This is a genomic window from Hymenobacter plasmatis, assembly GCF_020711255.1.
GTDB lineage: Bacteria > Bacteroidota > Bacteroidia > Cytophagales > Hymenobacteraceae > Hymenobacter.
The window spans coordinates 22,465-39,023 of the sequence record NZ_JAJFAW010000002.1; the positions used below are offsets into that span (position 1 = coordinate 22,465).

Sequence of the window (16,559 nt, forward strand, 5' to 3'; positions counted from 1 at the left end):
CCAAGCCTTCTGTCATGCAGAGCGCAGCGAAGCATCTTCTCAAGCCAGCACGACTCGTGCAACGGGGATAAGATGCTTCGCTTCGCTCTGCATGACAGAAGGCGCGGGAAAAATGCTTCGCTACCCGCCAATGGTGGCCATGCTCTCGAAACTGAGCTGGTGCAGTGGCCGCTGGCGCTCGGCTTCGAAGCCATTGGCGGCCCGGAAGCGGAAGGCGGCGGCCAGGGCGGCCACAATCTGCTCGTCGTCTTTGCCGCCGCGCAGCAGGGCCCGCACGTCGAGCACGCCTTGGTCGTAGAGGCAGGTTTTGATGCCGCCTTCGGCCGTTAGGCGCAGGCGGTTGCAGGTGCCGCAGAAGGTGCGCGAATACGCCGCAATGATGCCCACGCGGCCCTGGTGGCAGGCAATGGAATAGTCGGAAGCGGTGGCCCCGGCGGGCATGGGCACCGGCGTGAGCTCCCCGAAATGCGCTTCGAGGTGCTGGCGGATGCGCACGTGGTTCCACGGCAGCGACGCTGGGCCGGCCTCGTGGCTGCCGCCATTGAAGGGCATTTCCTCGATGAAGCGCACGTCGACGGGCAGGCTGCGGCTGAGGTCAGCAAGCGGAACCAGGTCGTCGATGTTCTGCCCGTCCATCACCACGGCGTTGATTTTCACCTGAATGCCGGCATCGAGCAGGGCGTAGAACGTTTCCATCACCTTGGGCAGTTCGTCGCGCCGGGTGATGCTGGCGAAGCGGGCGCGGTCCAGGGTGTCGAGGCTGAGGTTCACGGCTTTTACGCCCAGGCGGGCCAGGGCGGGCACGTGGGGTGCGGTGAGCACGCCGTTGGTGGTCAGGCTGATGTCGTCGATGCCGGGCAGCTGGGCCAAGCGCTCCATGAAGGGCACCAGGTCACGCCGGACGAAGGGCTCGCCGCCGGTCAGGCGCACTTTGCGCACGCCCAGCGTGGCCAGCAGGCCGGACAGGCGCAGCATCTCTTCGTAGCTCAGCAGCTCGTGCTTGGGCATGTACTTGATGCCTTCTTCGGGCATGCAGTAGAAGCAGCGCAGGTTGCAGCGGTCCGTCACGGCCAGACGCAGGTATTCCAGCGGCCGGCCGTGCTGGTCGTAGAGGGGTGAAACCACGGGAGTGGCCGGAAGGGAGAGAGTAGGCTGCACGTTTATCACCAAATTTGTGCGGCTGTACGTAAGACGGCCGACTAGCGCTAAACCCCCGGCGCGCGGAAGGTGTTCAAGGCCTATTACGCGGGTTGGGCCAGTGCCCGCCGGCAATCGGGGATTGTCGAAAATTTATGTCGAAGATATGTCTTTAAAAGTCACCCTATACGGCATCACCCGCGACATCGTGGGCACGTCCGTTATTGAGCTGCCGGCGCCGGCGCCCGCTACAGTGGGCGAGCTGCTGGAAGAAATGCGCAAGCAATACCCCGCGCTGGGCGAGCTGCGCAGCTGCGCCGTGGCCGTGAACCACGAATACGCCGACAACGACCAACCGCTCCACACCGTCGACGAAATTGCCCTCATTCCGCCCGTCGCCGGGGGGTGATGTAGCGCGGACTTTTAGTCCGCGCGGGCAATTACCTCTGCACGATTTTATAGCATCCACTCGCGGACTAAAAGTCCGCGCTACGTATGACGCCCTACCTCGCCATTACCGACCAGCCCATTGACGTAGCCGCTGCCATGGCCGCCGTGCAAACCGACGCCGCCGGGGCCGTGAACGCCTTCATTGGCACAGTGCGCAACCAGTCGGGCGGGCGCCCCGTGCGCCGCCTGCACTATGAGTCCTACGACAGCATGGCCCTGACCCAGCTGGGTCACGTGGTAACTCAGGCTTACGAAAAGTGGCCAATGCTGCAGGAAGTAGCCGTGGTGCACCGCAAAGGCACGTTAGAACTCGGCGACGTGGCTGTGGTGGTGGCCGTGGCCACGCCGCACCGCGCCGAAAGCTTCGCCGCCTGCCAGTACATCATCGACACGCTCAAGCAAGTCGTGACTATCTGGAAGCGTGAGGAATACGAAGACGGTACCGAGTGGGTAGCCGCGCATCCGTAGCTCAATTATTTGCACACAAAAAAGCCCGGCATCTTTGTAGATGCCGGGCTTTTTTATGGAAACTTAAACCCCATCTGTCATGCAGAGCGGAGTGAAGCATCTTATCACCGTCGGATGACTAGTTCAGCGGGGACAAGATGCTTCCTTCGTCAGCATGACAAATGCTGATTAATGACAAATACTGCTTACTTGCTCGGAATCAAGTAGCCCAACGAGAGCTGGAAGGCCGAGTGGCGGGCGTTTTTGAGGTCGCCGTTGAAGTAGGTGCTGTTGTCGCTCTTCACGAAGTCGCTCAGGGCGCCGTTGTAGCGCAGGTTCAGGCTCAGGCCGTTTTCGGCCTGGTAGCCCACGCCGGCCACGTAGCCCAGCTCGTTGCGATTGAAGCCGCTTACGTCGGTTTTGTTCTGGTCTTCGGTTACGCGGGGCGTGCCGTTGGGCTGCGGCGTGTTGGTCACCTTGGTCTCGTTGTTGGCCGAGAGCAGGTAGGAATACTGCGGGCCGGCTTCGGCTACGAAGCCGCCGGCGTTAATTTTCAGCAGTATTGGCACGTCCAGGTAGTTGTAGTTTACTTTACCCTCGCGCTTCTGGGTGTTGCCGATGCCGGCAATGGTGGTGGTGTACTCGGTAGGCTTGTTCTCGAAGCCCTTCTGCGAATACAGCACCTCCGGCTGCACCGAGAAGAAGCCGTCGCTGGTAACCGGCACGTTGAGCATCACGCCGCCCAAAAAGCCGACTTTGTTATTATAAGTATCCTCGTGGTTGATGTTGCCGGCCAAGTTAGAATAGTTGGCACCCGCGCGGAATCCCAAACGAATACCGTCCTGGGCCTGAGCCGATGAAACGGCCGCTGTAGCGAGAAGGGACGCTACTAAAAATGCAGATTTTTTCATGTGGATTATAGAGAGTGAAAAATATACTCGGGAAGGCGTGCTTCGAAAAGTGTGCCAACCTGCGCCATAAACGCCCTTTTGGCTTCAACAGATGTACGTTGAGCTAAAAAAAAGCCCGACCATAACATGGCCGGGCAGGTTTTCAGGGAGTTACCTTTTGTGGTTGGGCGCGCAGGAAATCCTTCCGCCGTTGGCTCAACTTCGGCCCTGGGCCAAGCGGCATCAGGGCTGCTCGATGAGCTGCACGGCTTTTTCCAGCACCTCGTCGCGCCCCTCGCGGATGCCCCGGATGGTGGGCGCCACCGCCACATCGGGCACGATGCCCACGCGCTGGGTTTCGCGGCCGTCGGGGTAGTACACGCCCAGTCCGCTAATGGCGGTAGAGATATTGCCGGGCAGGGTGATGAACGACACGTTGCCGTCGGCCCCGGCCGTGGTGCTGCCCACCACCTTCGCCCCCGGCACGGTGCGGAACGCCATAGTAGTGTATTCGGCCTGGCTCTGCGACAGCTCGTTGACGAGGATAACCACTTTGCCCGCGTACGCCGTCCCTTTGCCCGCCGCCAAGGTGGGCCCAGGTATGCGCTCGAACATGCCCGGGTACGTAATGACCGGCCGGCTAAAGCGGACAAACTTAGTGGGTTGGGCCAGCAGGTACTGCGACAGCGCAAACACCATGAACTCCGAAGGGTAGTTGCGAATGTCAATTACCAGGCCTTTGGTGTTTTTGGCCGCTTCCATTATCTCAGGAAGCTGCGCCTGGTGAATGGTCCCCAGTTTGAGATGGCCGATGTTGTTGGGCAGCAGTTGCCACGCCGGCGCGATGGGCGACGGCGTGCCGGTGTCCACGGCGAGGTTTAGCTCTTTGGGGAGGTAGCGGCTTATGGTGACCGGAAAATCGCGGCCGTCGCGGCGCACCAGCAGTTCCACTTGCTCGGTCGCGCCGCGCAGCAAGTTTTTGGAAATGTTGCGCAGCTGCGTGGGTTCGTTCGAGGCGGGCGTGAGCGGCTGGCGGGCTTTTACCATATCGGACACCTTCACCCCGGCCACGGCCAGTACTACGTCGCCTTTTTGCAGCGTAGTCGCAGCGCCCAGGGCGGCGTTATAATAGTCGGTAACCACGGCCTGGCCTTCCACAAAACGGACTTGCACGGGCGCATAGTACCGGCCCAGGTAGTTGCCCAGCACCTTGTCGTTGCCGTAAATATTGGCGTGGGTGTCGTGGATGCGCGCAATCAGGGCCAGGGCCCGCAGGCGGTACTGCTCCGGGGTGCCAGCCGAGGCAAACTGCGGGATAAATTCCGGCAGCACGCGTTGCCAGTCTTCCCCATTGGCGTAGCGGTACGGGAAGAAATAGGCAATCATGTTCCAGTAGCGGTACAGGGACAGCAGGCGCAGGCCGGCGTCGGGCGTTTCGGGCGTGGCGTAGGCGTACTCATGCTCAAAAAGCGGGTTGCCCGTTCCTGGCGCACTCCGCACGTAGTAGTGCTTGCCCTGGTTGCGGTTCTGGCGCAGGTACTCCAGCTGTTTGCTCAGGGCATCGCCAAGCTGCTTTTTGTCTTGCAGCCACGCCAGGTCCGCCTGTAGGCGGAGGCTGTCCGGGGCCGGCTCCCGGCACGAAGCACACGCGGGCACCGGGCCAAAACCGGTGAGCCAAGTGCTCAGGACCTGGTTGCGCTTGGCAGCGTTTTCGCTCTTGAGCACCTGGGGCAGCACCCGCAGCATGGCGGCGTCCATGTTGTATTCGCCCCGGGCCACGGCGGGGTGGTAGTACTTCACAAAACCCCAGACCCGGCCCAATACCGCGAGGTTTTCCACCTGCTGCTGGGTGAGATTATCCAGTTTGATGCGCGAGCCGGCCCGGAAGGCCGTATCCAAATCGGCTTTGAAAAGTTGAGCTACTTTGGGCCGGGCCTGCGCCAGGGGCTGGTCGTCTACGGTCAGCACCAGGTCGTCTAGCCACATGGTGCCGGAGCCAGGCAAAATCCCGCCCAGCACGAGGGTTTCCGCCTGCTCGCCCAGCGGCAGCGTGATGGTGTAGGCTTGCCAGTCCGTGGTGCCGTGCACATTCTGCTTGCTCATGTTGTCAAAGGCCAACGTGCTGGCCTCGCCGTCTACCCGCAGCCACAGGCCGGCGTATCCGTCCTGCACGTTTTGGGTCTTCATAAAGCCAGTCAGTTTAATGGCTTTACCCTGAAAATTGACTGGAACAGTCACCCTGGCTACCCCAAACGACTTATCAGGGCGCGGCCCCTGGGATTGCAGGCGCAAGGCATAGCGCCCGCCGTGGCGCACCACCGAATCGGCGGCCATCCAGTATCCATCAGTGCCGGGCGATACCCACCCCCGGGGCTGCTTCGCCGGTTGATTTACCTGCTCAAAGTCGAGGTTTAAACGAGTAGCAGGCACTTGGGCTAAAGCCGCTGTACAAAAGGCCAGCAGCAGCCAAACCGTCAAATAGAAAGATTTCATAAATCAGGAAAGTCCACAGAATAGGCCAAGGTAACTCGTTACCGCAGCCCATTAGTATAGTACTTCTGATTTATTGGGCAATTTTAAGTTCCTGGTTGGCCGCTTCGCGTTCTTCAGGCGTGTTCACGTTGCGCAGCTCGGCGGGAACGGGCGGCTCCAGCAGCTCTATATCGGAGTTAATCAGGGCCTTGCGCGGGCAGGAGTAGCCCAGACTCAAGAAGCGCAGCAGCTGGCCGTAGCTGCGCGGCTCCCAGATGGTCACGAGCGGCTCGGGGAAGTCGTTCCAGGGGCTTTTCAGGGCCGTGGCCGCCCGCGCGGGCTGCCGGTGGGTTACCAGAAACTCCAGGGTGTGGCGGGTGAGGAAGGGCAGGTCGCAGGCCAGCACCAGCCACGCCGCGTTGGGGTCGGCTTGGAACGCCGACAGCAGCCCGCCCAGTGGGCCCAGGTTCAGGAAGGTATCGGGCAGCGGCTTGAGCCCGGTGGGCAATTCGGCGGCCTGGTCGGGGCGCACGGACACGCGCACGTCGGGGCAAAACTCGCCGAGCAGCGCGGCCGTGTGCTGGCGTTGGTCGAGAGCGTGGTAGTGCAGCTTGCCCTTGTCGGTTTGCATTCGCTCGCTGCGGCCGCCGGCCAGCACGAGGCCCCGCAACACCGGCACGGCCACGAGGTACCACTGCCGGATGAAGGCGGCGATGCCAGCCGTGTCGGCCAGGCGTAGCACGGGCGGCAGCGGCGCGCTGGCCAGGTGCTCGGCCAGCACCGCGGGCAGGTCCGTTTGGCCGTCGGCCAGCAGGATGAGCCGCACGTCGGTAAGGCGGTCGAGCTTTTTGTCCAGCGGCTTACGAGGGTCCACGATGACAACTTGCTGGCGGGCGCGGAAGTGGTTGCCGTTCACCAGCACCACGCTTTCGTGGGCCAGCAGCTCAGGCTGCGAGAACCTGTCGAGCGCGCGGGTCAGGTTGAGCTGGCGATACGTGATTTTATCAACCAACTCAGCCGACAGGCCATTTTCGGCCACGTAGGGAGTGGGGCGGGCGGCCGTGCCTGAAGTTGCTTCAGCGGCAGCCGTATCGCCGGCGGCGTGGTCGGCATCCACATAAGCTACGCGCAGGGCCGGCGCCAGGTGCGGCAGCAGTTGAGCTACCAGGGCTTGAATATCGCCGCAGGGTGCCCCCAGAATGGCCAGTTCGTGGCGGCCAAATTCGCCCATATCGGGACGGGCCAGGGCGGCGTGTTTGGTACGTTTTGCGGTTGTGCTTGAATGACTGTCCATGGTGGAATTTACAAATTTTCGGCGCGATGGAAGTCGTGCTTGCCGCCGGTTTTCTCCACAAGCTGCACGCTATCAATGGTAATATCGTGCGAAAACGCCTTGCACATGTCGTAGATGGTGAGGGCCGCCACGGTGACGCCGGTCAGGGCTTCCATCTCCACGCCGGTGCGGCCGGTGACCACGGCGGTGCACTCCACGCGCAGGGCGTCGGGCCCATCGGGCTCGATGCTGACCTTGCAATCGTCGAGGCCCAGCGGGTGGCACAGCGGGATGAGCTCCGAGGTGCGCTTGGCCCCCATGATGCCAGCCAGAATGGCCGTGTGCAGCACCGGGCCCTTGTGCGAGGGCATTTCGCCGGCCTGCACCCGGCTCAATAATTCGGCGCCCAGCACCACGCGGCAGCGGGCGCGCGCCACACGGCGGGTCGGTGCTTTGGCCCCCACATCGACCATGGTGGGCTGGTTGGCGGCGTTCACGTGGGTGAATTTATCGGATAGCATGGGCAAGGATTCAACGGATTAAAATGGTTGGTGACCGCCGCTAGGACTTCTTGGCCTAGGTTTGCTCAACCGGCGGCCGGGCGCTTCGTTCAACAAAAATGCGCATTGGCCGTTTCGCAACCGGGCGCTTGCCCTACTTTTCCGGCCGCCGCGCGCGGCGCTGCCTATGCTCTCCGTTGCCGAAGCTTTTGCCCGCGTGCTGGCCACCGCCCGTCCGCTCCCCACCGAAACCGTGCCCCTGCCCCACGCTGCCGGCCGCGTGCTGGCCGAAAACCTGGTGGCCGACCGCGACTTTCCGCCCTTCAACCGGGTGGCCATGGACGGCATTGCCGTGGCGCACGCCGCCTGGGCTGCGGGCCAGACCGAGTTTGAAATTGAGCACACGCAGTACGCCGGCGCCCCGCCCCAGCCCCTGCAAAACCCGCAAGCCGCTGTGGAGGTAATGACTGGCGCCGTCCTGCCGCCCGGCACCGATGTGGTGGTGCGCTACGAAGACATTTTGCTGGATGGCAACCGCGCCACCATCCAAATCCCGCCGCCCCCCGCGCCCGGCGTCAACATCCACGGCCAAGCCGCCGACCGCCGCCGGGGCGACGTGCTGCTCAAGCCCGGCACCCGCCTGGGCCCCGCCGAGCTCGCCGTAGCTGCCACCGTAGGTGCCGCTGAAATAGCCGTAACCCGCGCCCCGCGCCTTGCCGTTATCAGCACCGGCGACGAGCTGGTGGGCATCAGCGAAACGCCCCTTCCCCACCAGATTCGGCGTTCCAATGCGTATGCGCTGCAAGCCCTGTTCACCCAAGTCGGGGCCGACGTGTCGCTGTTTCACCTGCCCGACGACCGGGAAGAGCTAAGCCTGGGCCTGACCAACATCCTCGGCGCGGGCTTCGATGCCGTGGTGCTGAGCGGCGCCGTGAGCAAGGGCCGCGCCGACCACCTGCCCGGCCTGCTGCGCGAGTTGGGCGTGAAGGAAATTTTCCACGAGGTGAACCAGCGCCCCGGCAAGCCCATGTGGTTTGGCGCGCGCGCCGAGGGGCCGGTTGTGTTCGGCCTGCCGGGCAATCCGGTTTCGACCTTTCTCACGGCCTGCCGCTACGTACGGCCCTGGCTACGCGCCTGCATGCAGCCCGCCGAAGCTTCCGAAAAGACAGCTACTGACGAAGCGCTTGCTCCTGCTGTGCTTACCATCGACATCAATTTTAAGCCTCAGCTGGCTCACTTCGTACCCGTGCGTCTGACTGTGGATGCGGAAGGCCGTCGCTTGGCTACGCCGCTGCGCGTGGGCGGCTCCGGCGACTTAGCGGGCTTGCTTGGGGCTACTGCGTTTCTGGAGCTGCCCCCGGAGCCAGCGGTGTTTCCGGCGGGCAGCGTGTGGCCCGCGTGGGCATTATAGAATGGCTGATTATGAACAGAGGGCAATAAATACACGCAGCTAACTAGGATAATAGCACAAAAATCGCTTTAAAAGAACGTCATGCTGAGCGTAGCCGAAGCATCTCGCGTGCAGCAGTATTCAAATCAGCTCAACGAAGCGAGCGAGATGCTTCGGCTGCGCTCAGCATGACGTTCTGTTTTTTGAGCAGTTGGTTAAGGCACAATGACAATTTTGCCAGTAGTGTGATGGGAATCAATCTCATTCAGCGCCTCAGCAGTTTCATCCAGTGGAAAGGTCTTGCTCACTTTCACTTTCAGCTTGCCGGCATCGGCTAGTTGCTGCAGCGTCTCCAGTTGCACCGCATTGGGTTCCACGAAAACGTAACGAAAGTTGATGCTGGGGCCCAGCCCCTGGCCATTGTGCAGGATGGAAACCAGCGTGCCGCCCGGCTTCAGGGCAGACAAGCTCTGCGGGAGCGTTTCGCCGCTGATGCAGTCGTAAATCAGGTCCACTCCCGCCGGCACGATGGCTTTCACGGCTTCGCCCACGTTGCCCTGCTTGTAATCGACGGTGAAATCAGCCCCCAGCTCCTTCATGTAGGCGAAGTTTTTCTCGCTGGCTACGGCCACTACCGTCGCGCCTTTGTCCTTGGCCAGTTGGATAGCGAAGCTACCCACGCCGCCCGAGGCACCGAGTATCAGCACGGTCTGGCCGGCTTGCAGATTGGCAGCATCGAACAGCGACTGATAAGCGGTGAGGCCCGCCAGCGGGATGCCGCCGGCCTGCTCCCAGCTCAAGCTGTGGGGCCGCCGCGCCAGGTAGCTTTCGGGCAGCACGATGTATTCGGCAAAGGTGCCGTGCTGCACCGTGGGGCGCCGGGCGTAGGCGTACACTTCGTCGCCCACAGCAAAGCGGCGGGCGCTGTAGCCGCGCTCTACCACCACCCCGGCCACGTCCCAGCCGGGAATGATGGGGAACACGTGTGGCAGGGCCTGCTGCAGGTATCCCGCCCGAATGGCCGAGTCGACGGGGTTGACGCCGACCGCCTTCACCCGAACCAGCACTTCGCCTTCCCCCACGGCGGGGACGTCGAGGGTGCCCACTTGAATTTTGTCGAGCCCACCGAATTCGGTAAAGAAGGCGGCTTTCATCTGTTTTGCCATGGTTCGAAGTTGTGTAATTAGTGCACAGCTTAACTGGGCCGGGCCGCCTTAGGTTGTGCAGGCACCCGTAACGACTTCCCGTTTCCGGCTGTATCTTCGCCCTACGCTGCTATCCAGAAAGACCGAGGGACCGGGCCCGATGACGTCTTGGCAACCTACCGCGAGTAGGTGCCAACTCCCGTTTCACCGCGTTTTTTAGGTGAAAGAAGATGACAGCCGGAACCGAACCATACTGTTCGGGTTTCTTTCTGGATACGCGCTGCTTGCCCGTACTTCAATCCGAAAGAAATGCCCACCGCCACCCTCGCCGCTCCCTCCCCTCTTCCCGACCTGCTCCGCCAGCGCCTGCTGATTCTCGACGGCGCCATGGGCACCATGATTCAGCGCCATCCGCTGACCGAGGAAGACTTTCGCGGCGCTCGCTTTGCCGACCACCCCAAGCCCCTGCGCGGAAACAATGACCTGCTGAGCCTCACCCGGCCGGACATCATCAAGGGCATCCATACTGAGTACTTCGCGGCCGGCGCCGACATGGTGGAAACCAACACCTTCTCCGGCACCACCATCGCCCAGGCCGACTATGGCCTCGAGCACGTGGTGTACGAGCTCAACTACGAATCGGCCCGCCTGGCGCGCGAAGCGGCCGATGAATACTCCACGCCCGACAAGCCGCGCTTCGTGGCCGGCGCCGTGGGCCCCACCAACCGCACTGCCTCGCTCTCGCCCGACGTGAACCGCCCCGGCTTCCGCGCCGTGACGTTTGACGAGCTGGCCACGGCCTACCTGGAACAGGTGCGCGGCCTCGTGGACGGCGGCGTGGACACACTGCTCATCGAAACCATCTTCGACACACTGAACGCCAAAGCGGCGCTCTACGCCGTGCAGAAGTTCTTCGACGAAGGCGGCCGGCAGGTGCCGCTGATGATTTCGGGCACCATCACCGACGCTTCGGGCCGCACGCTTTCGGGCCAGACGGTAGAGGCATTCTGGAACAGCATCAGCCACCTGCCGCTGCTAAGCGTGGGCCTGAACTGCGCCCTCGGCGCCCACCAGCTCAAGCAGTACGTGGAGGAATTGAGCCGCATTTCCAACGTGCACATCTCGGCCTATCCCAACGCCGGCCTGCCCAACGCGTTTGGCGGCTATGATGAGTCAGCTCAGGAATTTGCGGCCTTAGTTGAAGACTATTTGAAGGACGGCATCGTGACGGTGGTGGGCGGCTGTTGTGGCACCACGCCGCAGCACATTGCCGAATTGAGCAAGCTGGCCGAACAGTACAAGCCCCGCCCGCTGCCCACCGAAATCCCGCCCGCTACCCACCTGAGCGGCTTGGAGCCGTTCGCCATCAAGCCCGAAAGCCTGTTTGTGAACGTGGGTGAGCGCTGCAACGTGACGGGCTCACGCGCCTTCGCCCGCCTCATTCGCACGGGTGCTTACGAGGAAGCTCTGGCCGTGGCCCGCGTGCAAGTAGAAGAAGGCGCCCAAGTCCTCGACATCAACATGGACGAAGGCATGCTCGACTCGGAGCAGGCCATGACGACCTTCCTGCACCTCATCGCGTCGGAACCCGACATTGCGCGGGTGCCGGTGATGATAGACTCCTCGAAATGGAGCGTGCTGGAAGCCGGCCTGAAGTGCGTGCAGGGCAAGAGCATTGTCAACTCCATTTCGCTCAAGGAAGGGCCGGAAGTGTTTTTGCAGCGGGCCCGCACCGTGCGCCAGTACGGCGCGGCTATGGTCGTGATGGCCTTCGATGAGGACGGCCAGGCCGACACGCTGGAGCGCCGCAAGGAAATCTGCCAGCGCAGCTACGACCTGCTGATGAGCATCGATTTCCCGGCCTCGGACATCATTTTCGACCCCAACATCCTCATTGTCGGCACCGGCATGGAGGAGCACCGCAACTACGCCATCGACTTCATCGAGGCCGTGCGGTGGATTAAGCAGAACCTGCCCGGCGCCCTCACCAGCGGCGGTGTATCAAACATCTCGTTCTCCTTCCGCGGCAATGAGGTGGTGCGGGAGGCCATGCACGCGGCCTTCCTTTACCACGCCATCCGGGCGGGGCTGGACATGGGCATCGTAAACCCCAACCAGCTGGCGGTGTACGACGAAGTGCCCAAGGACCTGCTGGAGCTGGTGGAAGACGTGCTGCTCAACCGCCGCCCCGACGCCACCGAGCGCCTGCTGGAATTTGCCGAAACCGTGAAGCAAAAAGGCAAAGTCGAAGTAGTGGCCGATGCCTGGCGCAGCCTGCCGGTGCAGGAGCGCCTGGCGCACGCGCTGGTAAAGGGCATCACCGAATTCATTGATGAAGACACCGAGGCCGCCCGCCAGGAACTGGCCCGCCCGCTCGACGTAATTGAAGGCCCGCTGATGGCCGGCATGAACGTGGTGGGCGACCTGTTTGGCGCCGGCAAAATGTTCCTGCCGCAAGTAGTGAAGTCGGCCCGCGTGATGAAGAAAGCGGTGGCCTACCTCGAACCGTATTTGCTGGCCGATAAGCAGGGCTCGGACCGCCAGACGGCCGGCAAAATCCTGATGGCCACGGTGAAAGGCGACGTGCACGACATCGGCAAGAACATCGTGGGCGTGGTGCTGGCCTGCAACAACTTTGACATCGTGGACCTCGGCGTAATGGTGCCACTCGAGAAGATTCTCGACGAAGCCCAGGCCCAGAACGTGGACGTCATCGGCCTCTCCGGCCTCATCACGCCTTCGCTCGATGAGATGGTGTACGTGGCCCAGGCCATGCAAAAGCGCGGCATGAAAGTGCCCCTGCTCATCGGCGGCGCTACCACCTCACGCCTGCACACCGCCGTGAAAATCGCGCCCGCTTACAGCGGACCCGTGGTGCACGTGAACGATGCCTCGCGCAGCGTGGGCGTGGCCGCGGGCCTGCTCGGCTCCGGCGAAGCGGCCTATGCCGAAACCGTTGCTGCCGACTATGCCGCCCTGCGCGCCGACTACGCCAGCCGCCAGCGCGACAAGAACTACCTGACCATCGAGGCCGCCCGTGAAAACGGCTTCAAGTCGGATTGGGCTACCACCAGTATCACCAAACCGAGCTTCCTCGGCACGAAAGTGCTGGAAGACTACGACCTCGCCGAACTGGCCGAGTACATCGACTGGACGCCCTTCTTCCACACCTGGGAGCTGAAAGGCCGCTACCCGCGCATCCTCACCGACGAGAACCTTGGCGAAGCGGCCACCAAACTCTTTGAAGACGCGCAGGCCATGCTCAAGCGCATCATCGATGGCAAGCTGCTCACGGCCCGGGCCGTACTCGGTTTTTGGCCAGCCAACACCGTCGATTACGATACCATCGAAATCTACGCCGACGACAGCCGCGAGACGGTGGCCACCGAGTTTTTCACCTTGCGGCAGCAGGGCGAGAAAGGCCCCGGCATCCGCAACATTGCCTTCTCCGACTTCCTGGCCCCAAAAGAATCCGGCCGCCAGGACTACATGGGTGGTTTTGCCGTTACGGCTGGCATCGGCATCGAAAAGCTGCTCGACCAGTTTGCCGCCGACCACGACGACTACTCCAGCATCATGGTGAAGGCCCTGGCCGACCGCCTGGCCGAGGCGTTTGCCGAGCGTCTGCACGAGCGGGTGCGCCGCGAGTTCTGGGGCTACGCTCCCGATGAGCACCTCACCGGCGACGACCTCATTCAGGAGAAATACCGCGGCGTGCGCCCGGCCCCCGGCTACCCCGGCTGCCCCGACCACACCGAGAAAATCACCCTGTTCCAGCTGCTCGACGCGGGTGAGAAAACCGGCATTACGCTCACCGAAAACCTGGCTATGTACCCGGCCTCGTCGGTAAGCGGCATGTACTACGCGCACCCCGATTCGCGCTACTTCGGCCTTGGCAAGATTGGCAAGGACCAAGTGGCCGACATAGCCCATCGCAAAGGCATGGAACTGGCCGAGCTGGAGCGCTGGTTGATGCCGAATTTAAATTATGAACCTGTAGCGCGGACTTTGTAGTCCTCGTATTGCACCGACCCGAAGCGGCTGCTATCGGCCGAGCTACACCTATTTCCAGACGCGGACTACAAAGTCCGCGCTACTATATGAAAGTTACCGAACACCTGGAGCGCGCCAACGGCAAAACGCTCTTTTCCTTCGAGGTGCTGCCGCCGAAAAAGGGCGAGAACATCCACACGCTCTTTTCTAATATTGAGCCGCTGATGGAGTTCAAGCCGCCGTTTATCGACGTGACCTACCACCGCGAGGAGTACGTGTACCGCCAGCACCCCAACGGCCTGCTGGAGAAGAAAACCGTGCGCCGCCGGCCGGGTACGGTGGGCATTTGCGCGGCCATCAAAAACCGCTTCGACGTGGACACCGTGCCCCACCTCATCTGCGGCGGCTTTACCAAAGAAGAAACCGAGAACGCGCTGATTGACTTGCACTTCCTGGGCATCGATTCCATCCTGGCCCTGCGCGGCGACCCCATCAAGAGCGAAGGCGTGTTCAAGCCCGAGCCCGACGGCCACGCCTACGCCTGCGACCTCATCGGACAGGTGGCCAACCTCAACAAAGGCGAATACCTCGACCAGGAGCAGGACGATGTGTGGGCCACCGACTTCTGCATCGGCACGGCCGGCTACCCCGAAAAGCACTTCGAAGCGCCCAACTACAACGCCGACATCCGCTACCTGCGCCACAAAGTGGACCGCGGCGCCGACTACATCGTGACGCAGATGTTTTTCGACAACGAGGAGTTTTTCCGCTTCGAAAAGCTATGCCGCGCGGCCGGCATCGACGTGCCCATCATTCCCGGCCTGAAGCCGCTCACCACCAAATCGCAGCTTTCCATGCTGCCGCGGGCATTTTACCTCAACCTGCCCGAGCCGTTGGTGGAAGCCGTGAGCCAGTGCCGCGACAACGAGGCCGTGCGCGCCGTGGGCATCGAGTGGTGCCTCAACCAGAGCCGCGAGCTCATGGCCCACGGCGTGCCCTGCCTGCACTACTACTCCATGGGCAAGTCGGAAAGCATCCGCCGCGTGGCCAAGGAGCTGTTTTAAGTCCTGTAACAATTATCATTTAGCAGTTAACCCTCGTAATGCCTTGGGGTACGGCTGGCCAATTACTCCGCGCCCGGCTCGGAGTAATTGGCCAGCTGCTTGTTAACAGATAAATGATAGTCGTTACATGTTAGATGACCTATTTGCCTGCTTGCGGCTGGCCAAGGTGCCGGCCGAGATTGAGGCCCTGCAAAATGGAATTTGGCAGCTGTGGCTGACCACTGGCGACGCGGCCCTTGATAAGGAACTGGAAACCGGCATGCGCGCCCTCAAGGCCGGCGACCACACCGTGGCCATCCGGCATTTCTCCCACCTGATTCAGCTCAACCCCGACTTCACCGAAGCGTGGAACAAGCGGGCGACGGCCTACTATCTGCGGGGCGAATACCGGGCTTCACTGGATGATATTGCCGAAACGCTGCGACGCGAGCCGCGCCATTTTGGGGCCTTGTGGGGCCAGGCCAGCATTTTGCAGCAGCTGGGCGAATACCGCCTGGCCCTGAAGGTATTGGGCCGGCTTGCCGTTATTTGTCCGCACCTGCCGGGACTACAAGAGCAGCAGCTCAGCCTGCGCGAACAAATGGAAGAAGGCGGCCTACTCGGGCAATAGCGCCGCGCTCCCTGCCTGGTGCCCGGCATAGCGGCCCCGCTGGGCTGGGCGCACAGAGTATTCCTGGCGCTTACCTTTCGCCGAGCCCAGCCGTAGAAGGCCGGGCGAAGCTTTTACTCCCCCCTATTGCACGGCACTATGAAACGAATGATGGAAGGTTTTAGAATGGAATTCAAGGCGTTTACGGGCGTGCTGGTGGCTGCCATGCTGCTCACCGGCTGCGACTCGACGCCGCGCGAGCGGCAGGAAGTGGCGCGCAAGGGCGCCCGCGAACTGGATACGCTGGCGCGCACAGCCGCCCAAAAGGTGGCCAATGTGGGCAAAGCCACCGCCCGATACGACGCCTCCAACCGTGCCCGCCGCTCGCGCCCCCTCGACCCACGCCAGGAGCTGGCCATGGAAACCAAGCTGATGGGGCCGTATTCGGGCCAAATCAACGCCCTGACACCCGCCGACCTGCCCAACGCCTACGCTCAGTTTGTGGGCGCCGTGCGCACCCAGCGCGCCACCTGGACTGACCGCGACTGGGACTACGCCCGCGCCGTGTACCAGCGCCTGAACGACCAGCTCAAGCAAGTGCGCATGGACATGCCGGCGCGCTATGAGCTTGCCATCCGGGCCCGGCAAGCCGAATTCGTGACCCTACAGGCCGGCCACACGGCCAAAGGCATCAGCGCAGAAAGCAAGCAGGCGGCCCAGGCCCGGTAATCTGCCGAACTCGCTTTTTTCTCCCCGGTCATGCCCACCCCCGATTCCGTCGTCTTTCTCGAATCGTATTACGAGCCGATGGCGGCCAACCTGGCCCGTACCCGGCTGGAGGCGGCGGGCATTCCGTGTTTTCTCAGCAATGAGCACCTGGTGTCGCTGATGCCGCTCTACAGCCCAATTACGGGCGGCGTGCGGCTGCACGTGCGGCAGCGCGATGCGGAGGCCGCCGTGGAAATCCTGCGCACGGTACCGGTACCGCTGGCCACCACCCCCGACGAAGCCTCCTTCGCCGCCGACGCTCCCGACCCGGTCACGCCCCGCTGCCCGCGCTGCGGCTCTTCGGATGTGGCCTACGGCCCGGCCACGCGCAATACCTACGGGTTCTGGTCGGCGCTGCTTTCGGTGCTGCTGCGGTTTCCGGTACGCGACAAGCGCTACCATTGCTTTCACTGCGGCAAAGAGTTTAAGTAGCGCGACCAG

The 16,559-nt window shown here is 62.5% G+C and carries 14 protein-coding genes and 1 riboswitch; of the genes, 8 read left to right on the forward strand and 6 right to left on the reverse strand.

Annotation, left to right across the window (positions count from 1 at the left end; genetic code table 11):
* Window positions 1–120: 120 nt before the first annotated feature.
* On the reverse strand, window positions 121–1,158 hold the full coding sequence (moaA, locus tag LJ738_RS01435) for a GTP 3',8-cyclase MoaA (protein ID WP_227784550.1): 1,038 nt from the start codon (window positions 1,156–1,158) through the stop codon (window positions 121–123).
* Window positions 1,159–1,303: 145 nt separating this feature from the next.
* Here moaA and LJ738_RS01440 point away from each other — a divergent pair, with 145 nt between their 5' ends.
* Both LJ738_RS01440 and LJ738_RS01445 read left to right on the forward strand, forming a co-directional pair.
* Window positions 1,304–1,546 carry a MoaD/ThiS family protein gene (locus LJ738_RS01440; RefSeq protein ID WP_227784551.1) on the forward strand — a complete coding sequence of 81 codons (243 nt, stop codon included), beginning with the start codon at window positions 1,304–1,306 and terminating at the stop codon, window positions 1,544–1,546.
* A gap of 86 nt (window positions 1,547–1,632) precedes the next feature.
* Window positions 1,633–2,055, forward strand: coding sequence for a molybdenum cofactor biosynthesis protein MoaE (locus LJ738_RS01445; RefSeq protein ID WP_227784552.1), 423 nt, complete (start codon window positions 1,633–1,635; stop codon window positions 2,053–2,055).
* A 185-nt stretch (window positions 2,056–2,240) separates the two neighbouring features.
* On the opposite strand, the gene LJ738_RS01450 is transcribed toward LJ738_RS01445, so the two are convergent.
* From LJ738_RS01450 to moaC, 4 genes are all read right to left on the reverse strand, one after another.
* Window positions 2,241–2,945 carry a porin family protein gene (locus LJ738_RS01450; protein ID WP_227784553.1) on the reverse strand — a complete coding sequence of 235 codons (705 nt, stop codon included), beginning with the start codon at window positions 2,943–2,945 and terminating at the stop codon, window positions 2,241–2,243.
* Window positions 2,946–3,167: 222 nt separating this feature from the next.
* Complete coding sequence (locus LJ738_RS01455; protein WP_227784554.1) at window positions 3,168–5,417, reverse strand: S41 family peptidase; 2,250 nt, start codon at window positions 5,415–5,417, stop codon at window positions 3,168–3,170.
* Window positions 5,418–5,487: 70 nt separating this feature from the next.
* Entirely contained in the window at window positions 5,488–6,690 is a 1,203-nt protein-coding gene (locus LJ738_RS01460) for an NTP transferase domain-containing protein (RefSeq protein WP_227784555.1), read from the reverse strand.
* Window positions 6,691–6,698: 8 nt separating this feature from the next.
* On the reverse strand, window positions 6,699–7,190 hold the full coding sequence (moaC, locus tag LJ738_RS01465; protein WP_227784556.1) for a cyclic pyranopterin monophosphate synthase MoaC: 492 nt from the start codon (window positions 7,188–7,190) through the stop codon (window positions 6,699–6,701).
* Between the two features lie 166 nt (window positions 7,191–7,356).
* Between moaC and LJ738_RS01470 the strand changes: the two genes are divergently transcribed.
* Window positions 7,357–8,580 carry a molybdopterin molybdotransferase MoeA gene (locus LJ738_RS01470; protein ID WP_227784557.1) on the forward strand — a complete coding sequence of 408 codons (1,224 nt, stop codon included), beginning with the start codon at window positions 7,357–7,359 and terminating at the stop codon, window positions 8,578–8,580.
* A gap of 194 nt (window positions 8,581–8,774) precedes the next feature.
* Here LJ738_RS01470 and LJ738_RS01475 read toward each other — a convergent pair whose 3' ends face one another.
* Window positions 8,775–9,725: an NADP-dependent oxidoreductase gene (locus tag LJ738_RS01475; RefSeq protein WP_227784558.1), complete on the reverse strand. Its 951-nt coding sequence runs from the start codon at window positions 9,723–9,725 to the stop codon at window positions 8,775–8,777.
* 106 nt (window positions 9,726–9,831) lie between these two features.
* Window positions 9,832–9,941: riboswitch (SAM riboswitch) on the forward strand.
* A gap of 72 nt (window positions 9,942–10,013) precedes the next feature.
* On the opposite strand from LJ738_RS01475, the gene metH reads away from it, so the two are divergent.
* The 5 genes from metH to LJ738_RS01500 all read left to right on the forward strand — a co-directional run bounded on the left by metH (window position 10,014) and on the right by LJ738_RS01500 (window position 16,550).
* Window positions 10,014–13,718: a methionine synthase gene (metH, locus tag LJ738_RS01480; RefSeq protein ID WP_227784559.1), complete on the forward strand. Its 3,705-nt coding sequence runs from the start codon at window positions 10,014–10,016 to the stop codon at window positions 13,716–13,718.
* Between the two features lie 86 nt (window positions 13,719–13,804).
* Window positions 13,805–14,761 carry a methylenetetrahydrofolate reductase [NAD(P)H] gene (gene metF, locus LJ738_RS01485; protein WP_227784560.1) on the forward strand — a complete coding sequence of 319 codons (957 nt, stop codon included), beginning with the start codon at window positions 13,805–13,807 and terminating at the stop codon, window positions 14,759–14,761.
* Between the two features lie 127 nt (window positions 14,762–14,888).
* Complete coding sequence (locus LJ738_RS01490; RefSeq protein WP_227784561.1) at window positions 14,889–15,371, forward strand: tetratricopeptide repeat protein; 483 nt, start codon at window positions 14,889–14,891, stop codon at window positions 15,369–15,371.
* Between the two features lie 138 nt (window positions 15,372–15,509).
* Window positions 15,510–16,079, forward strand: a complete 570-nt coding sequence (locus LJ738_RS01495) for a hypothetical protein (RefSeq protein WP_227784562.1) — start codon at window positions 15,510–15,512, stop codon at window positions 16,077–16,079.
* Between the two features lie 30 nt (window positions 16,080–16,109).
* On the forward strand, window positions 16,110–16,550 hold the full coding sequence (locus tag LJ738_RS01500; RefSeq protein WP_227784563.1) for a putative signal transducing protein: 441 nt from the start codon (window positions 16,110–16,112) through the stop codon (window positions 16,548–16,550).
* The last annotated feature ends 9 nt before the right edge of the window (window positions 16,551–16,559 follow it).